The 19,870-nt window shown below is 63.1% G+C and carries 15 protein-coding genes; 4 read left to right on the top strand and 11 right to left on the bottom strand.

The window, feature by feature from the left end:
• Positions 1–321: 321 nt before the first annotated feature.
• Together E8E95_RS29070 and E8E95_RS29065 are read right to left on the bottom strand one after the other, a co-directional pair.
• Positions 322–1,410 (bottom strand): alpha-hydroxy acid oxidase, encoded by a 1,089-nt coding sequence (locus tag E8E95_RS29070; RefSeq protein ID WP_280355807.1) that lies wholly within the window; start codon positions 1,408–1,410, stop codon positions 322–324.
• Between the two features lie 178 nt (positions 1,411–1,588).
• The gene (locus E8E95_RS29065; protein WP_077525051.1) at positions 1,589–2,752 is read right to left on the bottom strand and encodes a type III PLP-dependent enzyme; all 1,164 of its coding nucleotides are present in this window, start codon (positions 2,750–2,752) and stop codon (positions 1,589–1,591) included.
• A 590-nt stretch (positions 2,753–3,342) separates the two neighbouring features.
• On the opposite strand from E8E95_RS29065, the gene E8E95_RS29060 reads away from it, so the two are divergent.
• On the top strand, positions 3,343–4,926 hold the full coding sequence (locus E8E95_RS29060; RefSeq protein ID WP_280355805.1) for a peptide chain release factor 3: 1,584 nt from the start codon (positions 3,343–3,345) through the stop codon (positions 4,924–4,926).
• Between the two features lie 136 nt (positions 4,927–5,062).
• Positions 5,063–5,515 carry a transposase gene (locus tag E8E95_RS29055; RefSeq protein ID WP_280355804.1) on the top strand — a complete coding sequence of 151 codons (453 nt, stop codon included), beginning with the start codon at positions 5,063–5,065 and terminating at the stop codon, positions 5,513–5,515.
• Between the two features lie 440 nt (positions 5,516–5,955).
• Here the strand turns inward: E8E95_RS29055 and E8E95_RS29050 are convergent, their stop codons facing one another.
• Positions 5,956–6,969 carry a succinylglutamate desuccinylase/aspartoacylase family protein gene (locus E8E95_RS29050; RefSeq protein ID WP_280355802.1) on the bottom strand — a complete coding sequence of 338 codons (1,014 nt, stop codon included), beginning with the start codon at positions 6,967–6,969 and terminating at the stop codon, positions 5,956–5,958.
• 98 nt (positions 6,970–7,067) lie between these two features.
• On the opposite strand from E8E95_RS29050, the gene E8E95_RS29045 reads away from it, so the two are divergent.
• Complete coding sequence (locus tag E8E95_RS29045; RefSeq protein WP_190827063.1) at positions 7,068–7,691, top strand: TetR family transcriptional regulator C-terminal domain-containing protein; 624 nt, start codon at positions 7,068–7,070, stop codon at positions 7,689–7,691.
• 139 nt (positions 7,692–7,830) lie between these two features.
• Here E8E95_RS29045 and E8E95_RS29040 read toward each other — a convergent pair whose 3' ends face one another.
• The 4 genes from E8E95_RS29040 to E8E95_RS29025 all read right to left on the bottom strand — a co-directional run bounded on the left by E8E95_RS29040 (position 7,831) and on the right by E8E95_RS29025 (position 12,167).
• Positions 7,831–8,526 (bottom strand): ABC transporter permease subunit, encoded by a 696-nt coding sequence (locus E8E95_RS29040; RefSeq protein ID WP_280355798.1) that lies wholly within the window; start codon positions 8,524–8,526, stop codon positions 7,831–7,833.
• 13 nt (positions 8,527–8,539) lie between these two features.
• The gene (locus tag E8E95_RS29035) at positions 8,540–9,250 is read right to left on the bottom strand and encodes an ABC transporter permease subunit (RefSeq protein WP_280355796.1); all 711 of its coding nucleotides are present in this window, start codon (positions 9,248–9,250) and stop codon (positions 8,540–8,542) included.
• 60 nt (positions 9,251–9,310) lie between these two features.
• Positions 9,311–10,096 (bottom strand): transporter substrate-binding domain-containing protein, encoded by a 786-nt coding sequence (locus tag E8E95_RS29030; RefSeq protein ID WP_179061195.1) that lies wholly within the window; start codon positions 10,094–10,096, stop codon positions 9,311–9,313.
• 67 nt (positions 10,097–10,163) lie between these two features.
• On the bottom strand, positions 10,164–12,167 hold the full coding sequence (locus tag E8E95_RS29025; RefSeq protein ID WP_280355793.1) for an aminotransferase class I/II-fold pyridoxal phosphate-dependent enzyme: 2,004 nt from the start codon (positions 12,165–12,167) through the stop codon (positions 10,164–10,166).
• Positions 12,168–12,395: 228 nt separating this feature from the next.
• Here E8E95_RS29025 and E8E95_RS29020 point away from each other — a divergent pair, with 228 nt between their 5' ends.
• Entirely contained in the window at positions 12,396–13,184 is a 789-nt protein-coding gene (locus E8E95_RS29020; RefSeq protein WP_280355791.1) for a TatD family hydrolase, read from the top strand.
• Between the two features lie 265 nt (positions 13,185–13,449).
• On the opposite strand, the gene E8E95_RS29015 is transcribed toward E8E95_RS29020, so the two are convergent.
• From E8E95_RS29015 to E8E95_RS29000, 4 genes are all read right to left on the bottom strand, one after another.
• Positions 13,450–15,480 carry a methyl-accepting chemotaxis protein gene (locus tag E8E95_RS29015; protein ID WP_280355789.1) on the bottom strand — a complete coding sequence of 677 codons (2,031 nt, stop codon included), beginning with the start codon at positions 15,478–15,480 and terminating at the stop codon, positions 13,450–13,452.
• Between the two features lie 248 nt (positions 15,481–15,728).
• Positions 15,729–16,565 carry a regulatory signaling modulator protein AmpE gene (gene ampE / locus E8E95_RS29010; RefSeq protein WP_077525060.1) on the bottom strand — a complete coding sequence of 279 codons (837 nt, stop codon included), beginning with the start codon at positions 16,563–16,565 and terminating at the stop codon, positions 15,729–15,731.
• A gap of 15 nt (positions 16,566–16,580) precedes the next feature.
• On the bottom strand, positions 16,581–17,129 hold the full coding sequence (ampD, locus tag E8E95_RS29005) for a 1,6-anhydro-N-acetylmuramyl-L-alanine amidase AmpD (RefSeq protein ID WP_280355787.1): 549 nt from the start codon (positions 17,127–17,129) through the stop codon (positions 16,581–16,583).
• A 184-nt stretch (positions 17,130–17,313) separates the two neighbouring features.
• On the bottom strand, positions 17,314–19,587 hold the full coding sequence (locus E8E95_RS29000) for a DUF1631 domain-containing protein (protein WP_280355785.1): 2,274 nt from the start codon (positions 19,585–19,587) through the stop codon (positions 17,314–17,316).
• Positions 19,588–19,870 lie beyond the last annotated feature (283 nt).

Genomic DNA, 19,870 nt, shown 5'->3' with positions numbered 1-19,870 from the left:
TCCCCAGTGAATTTGAGGCGCGATTCTATTTGCGAATGTTTATCAGTAAAGATTTTTATACGAACTTTACACAGTCTTTACATTTCTCGCGCATTGGTACGGAATTACTAAAAAAGCATGTTTTCTCGATCATGCGCCAATAATTCACAAAAATTACCGGATCAAGCGACATCTATACGGCGCTGAGGCTCGCAAGAAGTACCGTGACCGACCGGTCACTTTCTAGTCTTGAAAGGAAGCCTGACGAGCTCATCAATCAGAAAAAACCAGGCAGATGGGCCCGGATCAGGTCATTGCTCGCTGCTGGCAGGGTCGGCAGGTTCAGCGCCAGATCAGCGAAGCATCAATATCGTTCAGCCGGGCGCAGCCGGTAAGCGCCATGGCCACCTCCAGTTCAGTGCGCAGCAGGTGCAGCACATGGGCCACGCCAGAGGGCCCCGCCACAGCCAGGCCGTGCACGTAAGGCCGGCCGATCATCACGGCGCTGGCGCCCAGGGCAAGCGCCTTGAATACGTCCGTACCGCGACGCACACCACCGTCCAGCAGCAACGGCACCCTGCCCTGCACCGCCTGGGCGATCGCGGGGAGCACATCCAGGGTCGCCGGCAGGCTATCCAGGGTGCGGCCGCCATGGTTCGACACCACGATGCCAGCTACGCCCTGCTCCACCGCCCGAACCGCATCGCGCGGGTTCATCACGCCCTTGACCAGCACCGGCAGGCGGGTGAGCGATTGCAGCCACTCGAGGTCTTTCCAGGTTGGCGCGCTGGCCAGCAGCGGGCTGCCGAACAACGGACTGGAGCCTGGCTGGGCGACACTCGGCGGCAGGCTGCGCATGCCCTTCAGGTTGACGGCTTCGACGTTGGCGGGAAGCGCGAACGCGGCCCGCTGCTCGCGGTTGCGCAGGCCGTTCACCGGCGCGTCGACCGTCACGACCAGTGCGCGATAACCTGCCGCTTCGGCGCGCCGCACCAGTTCGCGGGTGAATTCGCGATCCGGTTGGATGTAGAGCTGAAACCAGAGCGGCGTTTGCGCCGCCTGGGCGATGTCTTCCAGGCTGACACTGGCCTGGGTACTGACCACCATCGCCGCGCCCATGGCCGAGGCACCGAGCACGCTGGCCAGTTCGCCGTCCGGGTGGGCCAGCTTCTGGTAGGCCACCGGGGCGAGGAGAATCGGGTAGTCGAGCTCGAGGCCACAGAGTTCGAGTCGTGTCTGTCCGCCGCCAAGGTCTTCCAGCACCCGGTTCAGCAGGCGCACGCGCTGGAACGCGGTCAGGTTGTCCGCCAGGGTCAGCTCATCGGCCGCTCCACCGTTGAGGTAGGCCCAGGCCGAGGGCGTCATGCGCTCTCGGGCGAAGGCTTCGTAGTCGGCGACAGCGGCGATTTCGGCGGGTATCTGGACAGTCACGGCGGCAGGCACTCCTGGCCCGCAGGGAGCCGGCTGACAAGCGATTGCAAATGGAAACGGCGCTCATCTTACTGCCGCTGCGGAGCGCGCGATATGACAGGCGCTGCGACACGGAATCGCCCCGTACAAACGACAAGGCCCGCCATGAAGGCGGGCCTTGTGTGAAGCACTCGAAGGCTTACAGGTAGAAGGCCTTCAGCGGCGGGAAGCCGTTGAATTCCACCGCGCTGTAGCTGGTGGTGTAGGCGCCGGTGGACAGCCAGTAGAGGCGGTCTTCAGCGGCCAGGTTCAGCGGCAGGCCGTACTTGTAGTTCTCGTACATGATGTCCGCGCTGTCGCAGGTCGGACCGGCGATCACCACTTCTTCCATCTCGCCTTTCTTCTCGACCCAGATCGGGAACTTGATGGCCTCGTCCATGGTTTCGATCAGGCCGGAGAACTTGCCCACGTCGGTGTAGATCCAGCGCTCGACGGCGGTGCGCGACTTGCGCGCCACCAGCACGACTTCGCTGACCAGGATGCCGGCGTTGGCGATCAGGGAACGGCCCGGCTCGAGGATGATTTCCGGCAGTTCGTCGCCGAAGTCTTCCTTGAGGAAGCGGATGATTTCCTCGGCGTAGGTTTCCAGGCTGTTGGTGCGCTGGATGTAGTTGGCCGGGAAGCCACCGCCCATGTTGATCATCTGCAGGGTGATGCCGTCTTCTTCCTTCAGGCGCTCGAAGATCACCTTCACCTTGGCAATGGCGGCGTCCCAGACGTCGATGTCGCGCTGTTGCGAGCCCACGTGGAAGGACACACCGTACGGCACCAGGCCGAGTTGCTTGGCGAGGATCAGCAGGTCCAGGGCCATGTCCGGGTTGCAACCGAATTTGCGCGACAGCGGCCAGTCGGCCGAGGTGGAGCCTTCGGTGAGGATACGGACATAGACCTTGGCGCCCGGCGCGGCCTTGGCGATATTGCGCAGGTCGGCTTCGGAGTCGGTGGCGAACAGGCGCACGCCCTTCTCGAAGAAGTAGCGAATGTCACGGGCTTTCTTGATGGTGTTGCCGTAGCTGATGCGCTCCGGGCCAACGCCGGTCTTCATCACCTTGTCCAGCTCGTAGATGGAGGCGATGTCGAAGTTCGAACCCTTGTCGCGCAGCAGTTCGGTGATCTCGGTGGCCGGGTTGGCCTTCACCGCGTAGTAGACCTTGGCGAAGGGGAAGCAGCTGACCAACTGATCGTAGGAATCAGAAATGGTCTGCTTGTCGATCACCACGAACGGGGTTTCTTGCTTGTCGGCGAATGCCTTCATGCGCTGGAAAGTTTCGGGCGAGAAATAGTCTTCGACCTTGATCGACATGCGAGGGACTCCATATGGCAAAACAAACGAAAGTTGTTAGGGGTGGCCCGGTGTTGCGTTGGACAACAGGCCTGAACGTCTGATCAGTTTCCCCACTTTGGTTCGCCTACTTCCCAAGGCATGTCGCCGAGGATCTTCAGTCGTTTCCGACATCAAACCTCTCGTCGTCAGTACTTGAGCCGGATGGATCGTTGCCAGCATGGACGTTCGGGCGCGAACTTTAGGACCACAAGAAGCGCAGATCAATCAAAAATTGCCGCTTTCTCGCATCCCTTTGTCGCTTGCCCTGTTGACTGTTTCGAATCCTCAACAAAACGCCATGGAATGCTGCACACATGCGGGTTTCAGGGTGATGACAGGGAGTCTCTGGAGGGGGTGCGCAGGACCTGTAGGAGCGAGCTTGCTCGCGAACATTCCGAGCACGATCTTTCGCGAGCGAGCTCGCTCCTACATAAAAGCTCAGGCGATGATCCGGGCGTCAGGTGCCCCCGAATGCCCGGCGGCGCTGATCGACCGTCCATTTCCCGTTATAATCCCGCGCTTTTCCGGGCCGTCCGCTGCCCGTCACATTTCCAGCCAGGCACGCACCCATGACCATCCAGGCCGCCGAAGTCGCGAAACGCCGCACCTTCGCCATCATTTCCCACCCCGACGCCGGTAAGACCACCATCACCGAGAAGCTGCTGCTGATGGGCAAGGCCATCGCTGTGGCCGGTACCGTGAAGTCGCGTAAATCCGACCGTCACGCCACCTCCGACTGGATGGAGATGGAAAAGCAGCGCGGCATCTCCATCACCACCTCGGTGATGCAGTTCCCCTATCGCGAGCACATGATCAACCTGCTCGACACCCCCGGCCACGAAGACTTCTCCGAAGACACCTACCGCACCCTGACCGCGGTTGACTCGGCGCTGATGGTCCTCGACGGCGGTAAGGGCGTAGAGCCGCGCACGATCGCCCTGATGGAAGTCTGCCGCCTGCGCGACACGCCCATCGTCAGCTTCATCAACAAGCTGGACCGTGACATCCGCGACCCCATCGAGCTGCTCGACGAAATCGAAGCGGTTCTGAAGATCAAGGCTGCGCCCATCACCTGGCCGATCGGTTGCTACAAGGACTTCAAGGGCGTGTACCACCTGGCCCAGGACAAGGTCATCGTCTACACCCCCGGCCACGGCCACGAGCGAACCGAGATCAAGGTGATCGAAAAGCTCGACTCGGATGAAGCCCGCGCCCACCTGGGCGACCTCTACGACAATTTCGTCGAGGAGCTGGAGCTGGTGCAAGGCGCCTGCCACGAGTTCGACAAGGAAGCCTTCCTCAAGGGCGAGATGACCCCGGTGTTCTTCGGTACCGCCCTGGGCAACTTCGGCGTCGACCAGGTGCTCGATTGCATCGTCGACTGGGCGCCGAAGCCCCTGTCGCGCGCCACCCACGAGCGCAGCGTCGAGCCGATCGAAGAGAAGTTCTCCGGCTTCGTGTTCAAGATCCAGGCGAACATGGACCCGAAACACCGCGACCGCATCGCCTTCATGCGCATCTGCTCGGGCAAGTACGAGAAAGGCATGAAGATGCGCCACGTGCGCCTGGGCAAGGACGTGAAGATCGCCGACGCGCTGACCTTCTTCTCCTCCGAGCGTGAGCAACTGGAAGAAGCCTTCGCCGGCGACATCATCGGCCTGCACAACCACGGCACCATCCAGATCGGCGACACCTTCACCGAAGGCGAAGCCCTCGGCTTCACCGGTATCCCGCACTTCGCCCCGGAACTCTTCCGCCGCGTACGCCTGAAGGACCCGCTGAAGTCCAAGCAGCTGCGCCAGGGCCTGCAGGAACTGGCCGAGGAAGGTGCCACCCAGGTGTTCTTCCCTGAGCGCAACAACGACATCATCCTCGGCGCCGTGGGCGTGCTGCAGTTCGACGTCGTCGCCAGCCGCCTGAAGGAGGAATACAAGGTCGAGTGCGCCTACGAGGCGATCAACGTCTGGTCCGCGCGCTGGATCGAGTGCAAGGACGAGAAAAAGCTCAAGGAGTTCAAGGACAAGGCCTTCGAAAACCTTGCCGTGGACGGCGGCGGCCACCTCACCTACCTGGCACCGACCCGCGTGAACCTCAACCTGATGGAAGAGCGCTGGCCGGACGTGAAATTCCGCGCCACTCGCGAGCATCACTGACCGCGCCCTGTAGGAGCGAGCTTGCTCGCGAACCGGACCATCCGCTTCGCCAGCAAGCTGGCTCCTACATTCCCTCCCTTGCCCCTCCTGACGCCCTGAGCAAGCCTTCCTGTTTCCCCCACAGGGAGAGCAATGGATGCGCTATCAAGGAAGGAACCTGCGTAAAGGCCGCCTCTCCGAGCCCGGCCGAATCTACCTGCTGACCACTGTCACCCATGAGCGGACGCCTGTGTTCGCCACGTGGAATGCTGGCTGTCTGGTCGCCTGGGAGATTTACGCGATGCGGGAGGGTCGCTCCTTGGAAACCCTCGCGTGGGTATTGATGCCGGATCATCTGCATTGGCTCGTCCAGTTGCATACGGGAACTCTTGAAGAGCATGTCCAGCGACTGAAGTCCCGCTCGGCAATCGCCCTGAACTCAATGAAGAGCAGTAGTGGACGCGTGTGGCAAAAGGGGTTTCATGATCACGCCCTCCGCAAAGAGGAAGACGTGCGAGCCGTGGCCCGCTATGTCGTTGCGAACCCCTTACGAGCCGGCCTCGTAGAGAAGCTGGGGGATTACCCGTTCTGGGATGCGATCTGGTTGTAGGAGCGAGCTTGCTCGCGAACCCCGCCCCCGCTATTCGCCAGCAAGCTGGCTCCTACATCCAAACCGCGCATCCCCCTGTAGGAGCGAGCTTGCTCGCGAACCCCGCCCCCGCCATTCGCCAGAAAGCTGGCTCCTACATCCGAGCCGCGCATCCCCCTGTAGGAGCGAGCTTGCTCGCGAATCCCCGGCCACACCATTCGCCAGCAAGCTGGCTCCTACATCCAAACCGCGCATATCCCTGTAGGAGCGAGCTTGCTCGCGAAACCCCGGCCACGCCATTCGCCAGCAAGCTGGCTCCTACATTCGAGCCGCGCATATCCCTGTAGGAGCGAGCTTGCTCGCGAACCCTGCCCTCGCCATTCGCCAGCAAGCTGGCTCCTACATCTGAGCCGCGCATCCCCCTGTAGGAGCGAGCTTGCTCGCGAAAGAACCACAACGATCTACGGATCGAGGGCGCCGGAGGTCCAGGTGCTCGAGGGCGCCGAACCGGTGAACTTGGCAGCTATCGCCCCTTCCGGGATCAGCCGGTCGCGATAGCGGGTGACCATCACCCCCGCCTGGGGCGCCAGCAGCCGCTGTTCGCTGGACGGATCGCCGGGGATGGCGATGACACGGGCGAAACATTCACCGGCCTGAACGGCGTCGCCAAGCTCCCGCTCGAACACCAGGACCCCAGCAGTCGGCGCGAAGACGGTTTCCATATTCCCGATAGGCACCGCCCTGCCCTGCCACACCGGTAGCTGCGCCGGCTCGGCGACAAGGCCACGGGCACAGAGGAAGGTATAGAGCCCATCGGCATCCTGCTGCGCCAGGGCGTCGCTGACATCCCCCTGCCCACGCAACTCGACGGTGGACACCAGGCGACCTTCCACACGCCCCTCCGCCAGCCAGGGCGCAATCACCACTTCCTCGAAGGCGCCATCGCCGTCTCCCTCCCAGATGATCGCGACCTCGGCCCCAAGGGCTGCCGCAAGGTCCTGCCCGGCCGGCCAGAAGCACTGGTGCAGGTAGACGTATTGCAGCGCTTCGTCGTCCGTGTGCAGGTCAAGGACGATGTCGGCATCTGCCGCAAGTCCGGCCAAGGCTTTCTGCCAGACAGCCAGATTGCCCACGGGCTTGTCCTGCGCCGCAGACCCGGGGAACCCGCGGTTGAAATTGCGGCTGCTGGACTCGTGCACGCGCCCCAGGATGCGCCCATGGCGGAACTGGCCGATGCCCAACGGGTTGGCCTGGGGCACCACGGTGACGCAGCCTCGCAACAGGCCGTTCTCCGCGGCCTGGGCGAGGCGCGGCAGGAGCTTGTGCAGCACCAGCATGCCGGCGATCTCGTCCGCGTGGACCCCGGCCTGCAGGTGAACCCTGGGGCCCGGCTTTCCACTGTCCAGGCGCCAGGCTGGTACCCGCAGCTGGACACCGGAATCACTCGGAACATACAGCGAGACGTCTTCGATCATGTCCTACCTCCTCTTGGCCGCCGGACGAGTCCGGACGGTTGGTTTGTCGTAGGGCCAGGCGGTACTATCCCGGCCCATCGAGCGAAGGAAATCGCCCCTTGGATACGCCCCGCGAAAGACAGCCCCGGACCAACCCCGACGAACGCCGCGAGCACCTGGTGCGCGCCGCGCTGCGCTGTCTGGTTGCCGAGGGCCACGCCGGTATTTCGGTGCGCCGAATCGCCAAGGAAGCCAACGTCGCCGTGGGCCTGATCAATCACTACTTCGGCAGCATCGACGCACTGGTCGCACAGGCCTATGAAACCCTCGCCAGCGAGGTCAACCAGGCCCTGGTGGCTCGCATCGATGCTGCCGGTCCGGCACCCGCCGCACGTCTCGAAGCCTTCCTGACCGGCTACTTCTCGCCAGTCACCCTGGACCCTGACCTGCTCAGCCCCTGGGTGGTGTTCTGGAGCCTGATCCGCCACTCCCCACAAGTGAACGAAGCCCACGAACGCACCTACGGCGGCTCCCTGGTACTGCTGGAACAACTGCTCTCGGAACTGGCCCGCGAAGAAGGCTTCTCCATCGCCAAGCCGCGCCTGGCGGCCATCGGCCTCTCGGCCATGCTCGATGGCCTATGGCTGGAGTGGTGCCTCAACCCCGCGAACTTCAGCGCCGAGGAAGGCCTTGAGATCAGCCGCCGCTGGGTCGACAGCTTGCGGCGCGGGGCTTATGCCTGAGCGACACCGCCACATGCCGAATCTGTAGGGGCGAATTCATTCGCCAAGGGCGACGCAGTTGCCCTGATTGCCATTCAGGGCAGACCTTCGGCCTGCTTGGCGAATGAATTCGCCCCTACAACAACTCTTTCTTCATCCCTCAGTTCGCCCGGCGAAACATGCTTCGTCGCTCCGCCAGGCCAAACCCCATTTCGATCATGAAGGTCAGGCAGACGTAGATACCCGCCACCAGCAGCAGCGGCTGGTAGATCTGGAAGGTCTGCGCACGCACCACGTTGGCGGCCCCCAACAGGTCGACCACGGCAACGGTGGAAGCCAGGGCGGTGGACTTGAGCAGCATCACCGTTTCACCGGCCAGGGTCGGTAGCAACAGACGGATCGCCCTGGGCAGCCAGACGCGGTACAGCACCAGGCGCTGACGCATGCCGAAAGCCGCCGCAGCCTCCAGTTCGCCCCTGGGCACGGATTTCATGCCGCCACGGATGACTTCGCCGACATAGGCCCCCACCGAGAGCACCAGGGCGAAGACGATGTACCAGAAGCCATCGCGCAGGTAGGGCCAGAGGAAGCTGCCGCGAATCAACGGGAACTGGGCAAACAGGCTGCCAAGCCCGTAGTAGAAGATGTAGATCTGCACCAGCAGCGGCGTGCCGCGAATCACGCTGGTGTAGGCAAGGCTCGTTCCCGCCAGCAACGGATTGCGCGACATCCTCGCCAACGCCACCAGCAGTGCCAGGACGAAGCCCAGGCCTGCGGAGATGACGAGGATGAGCAAGGTGGTGCCAAGGCCGTTGAGCAACAACTTGCCGTAGTCGAATATCCAGGTAGCGGTCATCACAGGCCCTCGCTCACACCGATGGGGTCCAGCGGCGGAAGCGCCGCTCGAGCCAGCCGGAAAACAGGTTGGAGAGCACCGTCAGCAGGTAATAGAAGACTGCGGCGGTGAGGTAGAAGGTCAGGTATTGGCGGGTAGAGCCGGCCGCCTGCTTGGCGGTGAAGAGCAACTCGTTGGTACCGACCACGCTGATCAGGGCGCTGTCCTTGATCAGGTTGACCCAGAGGTTGGCCATCCCGGCCAGGGCGTTGGGGGCCATGATCGGCAAGGTCACCCGGCGGAACAGGCTGAACCCGTTCAGGCCGAACGCGCGTGCCGCCTCGATCTGCCCATGGGGAATGGCCTGGATGGCACCCCGGAATATCTCCGAGGCATAGGCGCCCTGTACCAGGCCGAGCACCGCGATGGCCACCACCGTGCCGTTGAGTTTGAGATCGCCGTAGCCGAGCCAGGCGAACAGCTTATTGAGCCCCATCGAACCCACGTAGTAGAGCAACAGGATCAGCAGCAGCTCGGGCACCGCGCGACACAGGGTCGTATAGCCACGCATGAGCTGCGCAACCGGGCGCGGACCGTTGAGCTTGCCCATGGCGACGGCAAGACCGATCAGCATGCCGACCAGGAAGGCACCGACGGAAATCTGCAGGGTTACCCACAACCCCTTGAGCAGCGCCGGGCCCCAGCCCTGGGCACCAAAGCCGACCAGTTCAAAGTAAGACTGCATTGCAGGCCCTCATCGAGGCGGAAATGCGCCATCCCGGTCGGGCCGGGATGGCTCCGGAGGTCACTGCTTCGGCGCGACGCTAACGTCGAAGTACTTGGCGGAGATGGTCTTGTAGTCCTCGCTGGCCAGCAGCTTGCCGATGGCGTCGTCGAGGCGCGCCTTTAGGGCGGTGTCTTCCTTGCGCAGGCCGGCGCCCACGCCACGGCCGAACAGCGGATCGTAGGGCACCTCGCCTTTGTTCTCGATGCCGGCAGCCTGGGCATCAGGGGATTTGACGAAGGCGCTGACGGCAATGCCGTCAGCCATCATCAAGTCGATGCGCCCCGCCACCAGATCAGCGTTCACCGAGTCCTGAGTGTCGTAGTAACGCACGTCGGCGATGTCTTCGTAGTGCTGCTTCAGGTAGTTGGAGCTGACGGTGGAAAGCTGCACGCCGACCACCTTTCCTTTCAGTCCTTCGGGGCTGACGGCGACATCCAGCGCCTTGGGCGCCGCCACGGCGACGGGGGTGTCGTAATAGGCGCGGCTGAAGGCGATCTGTTTCTCGCGTTCCTCGGTGACGGACATGGAGTTGAAGATGACATCCACCTTCTTCGCCATCAGGGCCGGAATCAGGCCGTCCCAGGCCACCTCGTCGATCTCGCACTGGGCCTGCATCTGTGCACAGAGCGCACGGATCAGGTCCGGCTCGAAGCCTGCCCACTGGCCGTCGGGCTGCTTGCTGGAGAACGGCGGATAGGGTTCCGCCGCCATCGCGAACTTCAGGGTTTCGGCCTGCGCGCCCACCGCGCCGGCCATGAGCATTACCGCACCCGCCATCCAACGTGCCAGTTGAGACTTCTTCATGGTTTCTGCCCTGCTTGATGTTGTTGTGGTTAGAGCTTGTCGAACTGGCCGCGCCCGGCGGCCGGAATCAGCGATTCTGGTGGGCGGTGACGAACTGCCGGCAGCGCTCGCTGCGTGGTTTCAGGAACACTTCCTGCGGCGATCCTTCCTCTTCGATGCGTCCCTGGTGAAGGAAGGCGACATGGCTGGAAACGTCGCGGGCGAAGGCCATTTCGTGGGTGACCAGGATCATGGTGCGACCCTCTTCGGCCAGGGAACGGATCACCCGCAGCACTTCGCCCACCAGCTCCGGGTCCAGCGCCGACGTCGGCTCGTCGAACAGCATGACCTTGGGTTCGACCGCCAATGCACGGGCGATCGCCACCCGCTGCTGCTGCCCGCCGGAGAGGAATGACGGGTATTCATGGCGCTTGGCAGCGAGTCCCACCCGCTCCAGCAGTGCCTCTGCCCGCTCGATGGCTTCGGCGCGGCTTTCACGCAGGACCTGGATGGGCGCTTCGATGAGGTTTTCCAGCACGGTGCGGTGCGGCCAGAGGTTGAAGCTCTGGAACACCATGCCGAGACGCGAGCGAATGCGGGTCAGTTGCTTCTGGTCCGCCACCATCGGTTCGCCGATACGGCTGGTGGTGAGACGAATGCTCTCGCCATCGACCGTGACGGTGCCCTGGTTGGGGATTTCCAGCATGTTGATGCAGCGCAGCAGTGTACTTTTGCCCGAGCCGCTGGCGCCGATCAACGACACCACTCCGCCCTCCCGGGCGGTCAGCGAAACGCCCTTGAGCACCTCGAACTGGCCAAAGCGCTTGTGGATCGAATCCACCTCCACCATTTTCGGTCGCTCGATTTTCTCCGCCCGAACATCGGCGGGCACGGTCGGGCGCACTTCGATGAACGAGCCCGATCCCAGGGTGCTGGCAAAGCGGCGAATGCGCGCGCAGGCTTCGGCCAATTGCGCTTCGCCCAAGCTATAGGACAGACGCACGAATCCATCTGCGGAAGGGCCGAAAGCCGCAGCATCCAGCACCGAGACGCCGGTTTCGCGGAACAGTTTCCAGGCGAAGTCGAGGGAACTGAGGCCGCTGGCGCGTACGTCCAGCAGGACGAACATCCCCGCCTCGGGCTTCAGCACCTTGAGCGGTGCGCAATTCTGCAGCGCTTCGACCACAAGGTCGCGGCGACGGCGGTAGAGCTCACGCATTTCCCCGGTCACCTGGTCGTAGGTGCGCACGGCGGTCAACGCCGCTTCCTGCACGAAACCAGGAAGCCCATACAGCACGTTCAACGCCAGGTTTTCGATATGGGCCACCAGTTCGGGGCCAGCCACCACCCAGCCAGTGCGCCAGCCGGTCATCGCGTGGGACTTGGACAGGCTGCCGATACTGACGGTGCGCTCGTGCATGCCCGGTAATGTGGCGAAGTAGCGGTGAGGCTGTTCGAAGGTCAGGCTCTCGTAAACCTCATCCACAACGACCCATAGGTCATGCTGTTGCGCCAGCCCGGCGATGGCCTGCAATTCCTCGGTGTTGAGTACCACGCCGGTCGGGTTGTTGGGGTTGGCGAAGAAGATGGCGCGAGTTCGTTCGCTGATGGCCGAGCGCAAGGCGTCGAGGTCAGGGCGGAAGCCTCTCTCCGCCGGACAGGGCACGCGCACCAGCGTGGCGCCGGTGGCCTTCAGGGTGGCCTCGTAGGTGACGTAGACCGGATCGAAGACGATGACTTCGTCACCAGCTTCCAGCAGGCACATGGCTGCCGCATAAAGACCGTTCTGCGCGCCAGCCACGAGGATCGCGCTGTCCGCCGTCACCGGCTGGCCGGTCAGGCGGCTGTGCAGATCGGCGATGGCCTGGCGCAGCTCGGGGCGGCCGGCGACGTCGCAGTAATGGGTGTCACCCGCTTGCAAGGCCTGGATGGCCGCGGCGGTGATGGGTTCCGGGGTGGCGAAATCCGGGTCGCCGATGCTGAGGATGATCACATCCTCGCCCGCACGTTGGGCGGCGATGGCCGCGTAGTGAATATCCCAGGCGGCTGTGCCTGGCCCTGCCATTCTCTCCACAAGCGAAGCGAAACGCATGTTCGGGCCCCATTGCTAAGGGTGGAATCCGGGTCACGTGGCTGCATCGGCGAACCGGCGAGTGGGGCCAACCATAGCCCAGCATGAACGAGTGTTCAATAGCGATTTCAGCCTTGTTTTGCTGGCTCTACGCGATGCCCCGAGGCAGAGCGGATGCACCGGAAAAATCCGCCCGAACGCCCTGGGAATGGGCATGTCGAACCGGAAAAGGCGGTATATGCTGGCGCCATGCTGATCGATACCCATAACCACCTGGACTTCCCCGACTTCGACGCTGACCGCGACGAGGTCCTGGCGCGCTGCCGCGTGCGGGGCGTGCGCCGTCAGGTGCTGCTCGGCGTGTTTCGCGAGAACTGGGAGCGGGTCTGGGACATGGCCAACGCCGGGGATGACTTCTGCACCGCGCTCGGCCTGCATCCGATCTACCTGGCGCAACACCGGGATGAGCACGTGCGGGAACTGCGCCAGTGGCTGGAGCGCCATGCGGGCAATCCCAAGCTCTGCGCGGTGGGCGAAATCGGCCTGGACTACTTCGTCGCTGAACTGGATCGTGACGCCCAGCAGCGCCTGTTCGAAGCCCAGCTGGCGCTGGCGGCGGAGTTCGAGCTACCGCCGCTGCTGCATGTACGACGCAGTCATGCAGCAGTGATCGCCACCCTGAAACGCTTCCGCCTCAAGCGTCCCGGCATCATCCACGCCTTCGCCGGCAGCCTTGAGGAAGCGAAGGAGTACCGCAAGCTGGGCTTCCGCCTGGGCCTTGGCGGTGCGCCCACCTGGCACCAGGCCAAACGCCTGCGCAAGGTGGTGGCGCAGTTGCCGCTGGAGGACATCGTCCTGGAAACCGACTCACCGGACATGGCGCCCGCCATGCATCCCTACGGCCGCAACAGCCCGGAATTCCTGCCGGACATCTGTCTGGCCCTGGCGGAGATTCGCGGGGTTACGCCCGAGGAGCTGGCCCAAGCGAGTACGCGTAATGCCTGCGAAGTGTTCGGCTGGCGCGACCTGGCGGGGTGAACCTTCCTTGTAGGGGCGAATTCATTGGCTCTGTCGGCGTTAGCCAGGCTTCCGCACCAGCCTGATGCAACCCTCTCCCCCGCCCCTCTCCCGCAGGCGGGCGAGGGGTGACTCGCGCCGGCGAGGCACACGTAATCCTGAAGCCCACACGGGCCTGAACCTTGGAAAATGAGGTGGGGACATGAATTCGCCCCCACAGGAAGACCGCGAACACCGAGCACAAAAAAAGCCCGCCAATCGGCGGGCTTTTTCATCAGGTCAAACCTCAGACGCGGAACGCACCAATCAGCTGCTTGAGCTGCGCGACCTGGCCGGACAGCTCGCGACTGGCCTTCTCGGTCTGACTCGCCCCTTCGGCAGTGCGCTCGCCGGCGTGGTTGATCTCCACGATGTTCTGGTCGATATCGTGGGCCACTGCGGTCTGCTGTTCAGCGGCGGCAGCGATCTGCTGGTTCTGGTCGACGATCATGCCCACCGCACCGAGGATGTTTTCCAGCGCGGCCTGCACCTTGCCGGACTGGTTGACGGTGCCGTCGGCCATCTGGTGGCTGACGTTCATCGCCTTGACCGCAGCGCCGACACCGCCCTGCAGCTTGACGATCATCTGCTCGATTTCCTCAGTGGACTGCTGGGTACGCTTGGCCAGCGTACGCACCTCGTCTGCCACCACGGCGAAACCACGCCCCTGCTCACCCGCACGCGCCGCTTCGATGGCAGCGTTCAGGGCCAGCAGATTGGTCTGCTCGGCGATGCCCTTGATCACTTCCAGCACGCGGCTGATGGAGGCGCTGTCCGCAGCCAGCTGGTTGATCACGCTCACCGACTGGTCGATCTCGCTGGCCAGCTTCTCGATGCTGCCCAACTGGGACTCCACCAGGGCGCGGCCGCTGACGGTTTCCTGGTTGACGCTCTGGGCGCTGTCCACGGCCGCGGCGGCACTGCGCGCGACTTCCTGCGCGGTGGCAGACATCTGGTTCATGGCCGTGGCCACCTGCTCGATCTGGCTGCGTTGCCCGGCGACAGCGATGTTGCTTTCACCCGAAACCTGCTCGACACGGCCGGCCTGGCGTTCGACTTCGGAGACGGTGTGGCCAACCAGTTCGATCAGGTCATGGATCTTAACCACGGTGCCGTTGAACACCTGGCCCAACTCACCCAGCTCATCACGACTCTCAGCCCGGAAGCTCACGGTCATGTCGCCGCCGGCAACCTGATCCATCACCTTGCCCAGGCTCTTCAGGGTGGTGCGGGTGGACACATAGAAGCCGCTGTAGAGGTAGACGATGGCGAGGAACACCATCACCAGCGCTACCACCAGCAACACGGTCTGCACGCGCTTGCCAGCCAGACGGCTTTCCAGCTCAGCCTTGAGGAACGCCAGGGCGCCGTCGTTGAGCTGGTAGGTCTTTTCCAGAGAGGTGCTGACCTGGTCGTAGAACTGCTGCCACGGCGTGTCGAGGGTGTCGGCCATGATGACCTTGTCCTCGAACAGCGTCGCGTTCTGCTTGATAGTGTCGCGGCTCGCGGCGGTCAGCGCGTCCAGCGCCTGGTGACCGCGCGGGCTGCCGTCGAGGGCATCGGCGATCTTCAGGCCGTATTCGGCGTTGAGCTTGTCCAGGTCCAGCAACAGGTCGTCCAGCTTGGTGCTGGCGGCGGAGTTGAGGAAGCCCTGGCCAAGGGAATAGGCACCAACGGCGCGGCCCTTGCCGAGTGCCATGGTGACTTGCGGCGTGGTCGTGGTGATCAGCTCGGTGATCTGGCGCACGTCAGCCTGGTCGTCCTGGCTGAGCCCGGCCTGGCCGGAGACGAATTTCATGAAGACCTGGGAGTTGCCCAGCAGCTTCTCGATCATCGCGCTCTTGCTCTGCAGGGACGTCTCGACCTTGGCGGTCTGCAGGGCAGCGACCAGCTCGTCGCGCTTGGTATTGAAGGCTTCGACCTGCTCAGGCTCGGAGGTAACCGGCGCCAGCGCCTGGAGGGTCTTGAGCAGATCCTGCTCGAGGCTGGTGATGCGTTTCTCCAGGTCCCCGGCCTGACCCGACTGGCCGATCATCGAGTTGATCAGGACCAGGTCGTTGAGACTTTCCAGATTGCGCCGCACATTCAGGCTGGCACCCAGCAGGTCCAGGCTCTGCAACTCGGAACGGGTATTGACGAATTGACGGTAGGAGTCGCGCACCAGATAGAAATTGGTGATCAACATCGGCAGGAAGAACAGAACACTGATCAGACTGAACTTCATGCCGAAACTGAGTCGGTTCATCAGGGCGATGGCAGGATACAACAGGGTCTTCACGAGACGTCTCCTGTTCTCATTTATTGTTATGGGCGCGCTCCGCATGACTGACAGTGCTCCGCCAAGGCCGGCAGCTTCTCCCCACTGCCAGACAGCGACCGGATTTCAATCAGCTACTTCTGTGAGCCATGTCAGACAATTCTGGCGCGCTCATCTGTGTACCCGATATCGGCAGGAGTTTCTGTAACTAAAGGTTAAGCAGGAAGGGCCTGCCCGACGGTTGCGTCGGGCAGGGGATGGAGCGGAGATCAGAACAGCAGCGCCCAGACGGCGAAGCCGGCGTACCAGAGCACAGCCGCGCGAACCAGCAGTTGCCAGAGAGCATCCAGGGTTGCCACGCCGGCATCGCCGCTAACGGGCTCCGGCAGTTCGGCGGCGGCACGACCGGCCAGTTCGATGTACTGCCGAGCCGAGATGTCCCAGTTCAGTAATTCATGCAGCAGCACCCGGCTGACCCCGACGAAGTTGCCCACCAGCGAGAAACTCGCTGCCAGCACTCGGACAGGTAGCCAGTCGAAGGCATGGCGAATCGACTCCGCACGTTCTTGCAAAGCGGGTGTAGCGGCATGCTCGGCCGCCAGCGCAAACAGCCGGTAGGCCAGGGCCGCCACGGGCCCGAGCAACGCATACCAGAAGATCACCGCAAAGAAGCCTTGATACGCCTGCCAGAGCTGATAGCCCTGAACCTGTTGCAACAGGTCGCCGCCCTCGTCCGCCTCCAGGCCGAGGTCGCGTTCAGCGACGTGATAGGCAGCCTGGGTGTCACCGCGCCGCCAGGCATCGCGGAAGGGGCCGAGGTCAGCCAGCACGTCTCCACGCCCCAGGCTGTAGATGATCACCAGCAGGTGCACCGGAAATGCCAACCAGCCATAGGCCACCGGCTCCAAGAGCAGCAGGAGCAGCGCCAGCAACACCAGGGGCGGCAAGACCAGCAGCGCCAGAATCGCCCAGGGACGCTCGCTCAGGCGTGGATTGTTTTCAGCCTTGGCCAGCTCGCGCAGCCAGAAGCCGTCTTGCTGGATATGCCGACGCCAGGCGGAGAACTTCTCGATCCAGAGCACCAGCAACAACACCAGAAAATACATGGGTCCCTCCTCTTCCTAAGGTTTGAGTGCAGCCCGCAGGCGCGCCCAATCAAACGCAGGCCCCGGATCGGTCTTGCGGCCCGGGGCGATATCGCTGTGCCCACAGATCCGCTCCGGTGTGATAGCCGGGAACGCGAGGCGCAACTGCTTCACCAATGCGATCAGCGCAGCGTACTGAGGTTCAGTGAACGGCCGATCATCGGTGCCTTCCAGCTCTATTCCCAGGGAAAAATCGTTGCAGTTGTCCCGCCCGTCGAACAGGGAAACGCCCGCGTGCCAAGCTCGTTCATTGCAGGAAACGAACTGGGTGACGGTGCCGTCGCGCTCGATCAGAAAATGCGCGGATACCTTGAGATCGCGAATGCCCTCGAAGTAGGGATGCTCGGCGGGATCGAGGCGATTCTGGAAGAACTCCTGCACCTTCCCCGTGCCGAACTGCGCGGGCGGCAGGCTGATGTTGTGGATCACCAACAGGGAGACTTCCCCCTGCGGGCGACAGTTGAAGTTGGGCGATGGGCAGTGGCTGATGCCCTGGCACCAACCGGATGCGAGGTCCAGCTGCATGTCGGCTCCTTGGTCTGCCGCCCACTTTAGGCGCAGTGGAGCCATTTTAGCGAGAGGCGAGCGGTAGCTGACCGAGTTCTGCAAAGCCCAACGTGCGGGGTGGAGGCATGGTCATGTTGGGTTTCGCTGCGCTCTACCGCAACCTACAAAAGCGGTGTGCAGAAGTCCCGCCCTTTGGACCGGCTCAAGCCCCCTTGAGCCGACGCAGGTTGCCGATCACCGATTCCAGGGCGCGATCGAACAGGAGTGCGTCGTCCAGCAGACGAATCGCTTGACGGCGGAACTCCACCGCAAGGCCCATGCGGGTTTTCTCCAGCACCTTCATGCCGGTACGGTTGACGAAGATGTACTTGCCGGTGGGCTTGATCAGCGCCGCCAGCTTGCAACGCAGCTTGTGCTCTTCGTCTTCCTGGAACTCGACCCAGCTGCCGACTCGTAGGTTATCGACGAAGCCAAGCGCCTCTTCGTCATCCGCCAGGCTGAGCTCGGGCTCCTGCACCTGGGATTCACCGGGTGCGGCCAGGACGATTTCCTCGACCACGGCAACCATGGCGGGTGCGTCCTCTTCCGGCTCATCTTCATCCGGCAGATCGAGCAGCAGAGGCGGTGACTCGAGGCCGTCGTCGGCAACCACTTCCACCGGTTCGGGTTTGCGGAAACGCTGGAAAGCCTGGACGTGCAAGGCCTCCAGCTGGCTGAAGAATTCACTGGTGGAGAAGGGATCGAACGCGGCGCTGGCCAGCCCTTCGCGCAGGGACTTGAGCAGGCCCGGCACCAGTTCCAGCAGGCGGGCACGCGCTTCGGGAGCCTCGTGGGGCTCCACGCTCCAGATCAGATCGTCCATGGTCTGCTGGCTGGCCTGCCATTCAGACGACTCCACGCCGTGCTTGAGGCAGCTCAGCAGCATGACCTTGCTCCAGGCCTCCTGCAGCAGGCGCACCACCACTTCCGGCAGGGTACGGCCCAGCAGACGCTGGTTGAGCGCTTCCTCAACCTGCCGGCGAGCCAGTTCTGCCTTCGCGCGGCCTTCTTCGGCATCGCGGGTGCGCTGCTCCAGCAGTTCACTGCGACGACGTTCGTCACCGGTGTAGGAAAGGAACTCGGCAAGCAGCTCGGAGAAGATCGCCGGATCGTCGACGAAGTCGTTCAGCAGGCGCTGCACCACTTGTTCGATGCGCTGGTAGAGATTGTCGCGCTGGGCATCGTCCTGCTCCACCCAACCCAGGGCGGCGGAGGCGATTTCGTTGAGCAGGCGACGCGCCGGGTGGCTGCCGCGGCTGAAGAAGGTCTTGTCCAGCAGGGCGACCTTGAGCATGGGGATCTGCATCCGGCCGATGAGGGCCTTGAGCGAATCCGGCAGGGTGCGGTCGTCGAGGATGAACTCGAAGAGCATGGACACCAGGTTGATGACGTCGTCGTCCACCTGTCCCACCACCCGTGCACGGCCGCTGCGGGCACTGGCGCGGGTCAGCAACTGGTCGAGGCTCACGCGCAGGTCGTAGTCATCGCTGTGCTGTTGTGGCAGGTGCTGCTGCAGGTGCGATAGCAGTCGCATCAGATCGATACTGCTTACCGGCACCGCGTCGGCGGGATGCTGGCGTGCTGGCAACGCGGTGCCACGAACCTGAGACAGCAGGTCCTGGAGCACCCCAAAGACTTCCTGAACGCCCTCGTCATGGGCCTGGGCAGCGCCCAGGGTTGCAGCACCAGACTGGGGCGGCGGGGCACTCGGGGCGGACTGATGCGGCTGGCGCCGCGCCGGTGCCGAGCGCAGGTCCGGCAGCACGCCGGCCGCTACCAGCAGTTGGTTGGCTTCGGCGTAGATCTGGTCCAACTCGGTGAGTACGTACTTCTCGAACAGCTTGAGAATGATCAGCTTGACCTTGATCTCGACGCCAAGGCTGCGGCACGCATCGAGGAAAACCTCGCACAGCAGGCGCGGGCCCAACGGATTGGACTTGTCCTCGACCTTCTTGCTGACCAAGGTATTCAGGCGGGTGGTGAGGTGGCCGAGGGCAATGCCATCTCGAGTCATCACCTTGGCGACCATGGCGTCCAGCGCCACGGCTTCCTCGAGTTCGTCGTTCTGCACCAGGGACAGGGTGTCGAAGGACACCGCATCCAGTTGCGGTGCCTTGCCTATCTCGTACTGATTGAGGGAAGAGAATGACTCGAAGACCTTCTGCAGGAAGGTCCGCTCGATGCTTTTGCGCTTGAGCCGCAGATCGCGCATCGCCTCGAAGAAGGCATTCTGCTCGGCGTTGCTGGTGGCACGGTCCGCCATCTCGAAGAGGGTGTCGTCCGCATTGTCGAACAGCACCTGAAGCGCCTGCTTCAGCTGCAATGCCACTTTGTCGCGCACCTGGATCAAGGCCACGGGCAGCCTTCCTACGGGCGAGGTTGGCGATTGCTGGGCGGCCCCCTTGTTCAGCGGCACCACCTTAGCGTCGGTCTGCATCACGAGCCTCCCGCAGGCCGAGCCCTTCCAAAGGACCTATCGGACCACGATTCGAACATGGGGAGTCATCCATAACGTCAAGCATCTGGCGTCAAAAATAGAAATTTCCGACGTCATTATAGGGATGCTGCCGTGACAACCAAGCGGCGTTTTCCTACAGACATGAAATAAGTCACAGATGCAGGGCCTCCCACCGACAAACGCACGGCATGCCCTCTGACTTCTAGCAGAAAGCGCGGACCGGTTGTTCATCGGCACTGCGCCGGTCGTCGGCAGCCTTTAT

This window comes from Pseudomonas sp. BN414 (genome assembly GCF_029871275.1).
GTDB lineage: Bacteria > Pseudomonadota > Gammaproteobacteria > Pseudomonadales > Pseudomonadaceae > Metapseudomonas > Metapseudomonas resinovorans_C.
This window is presented reverse-complemented; position numbering and strand designations above follow the sequence as displayed.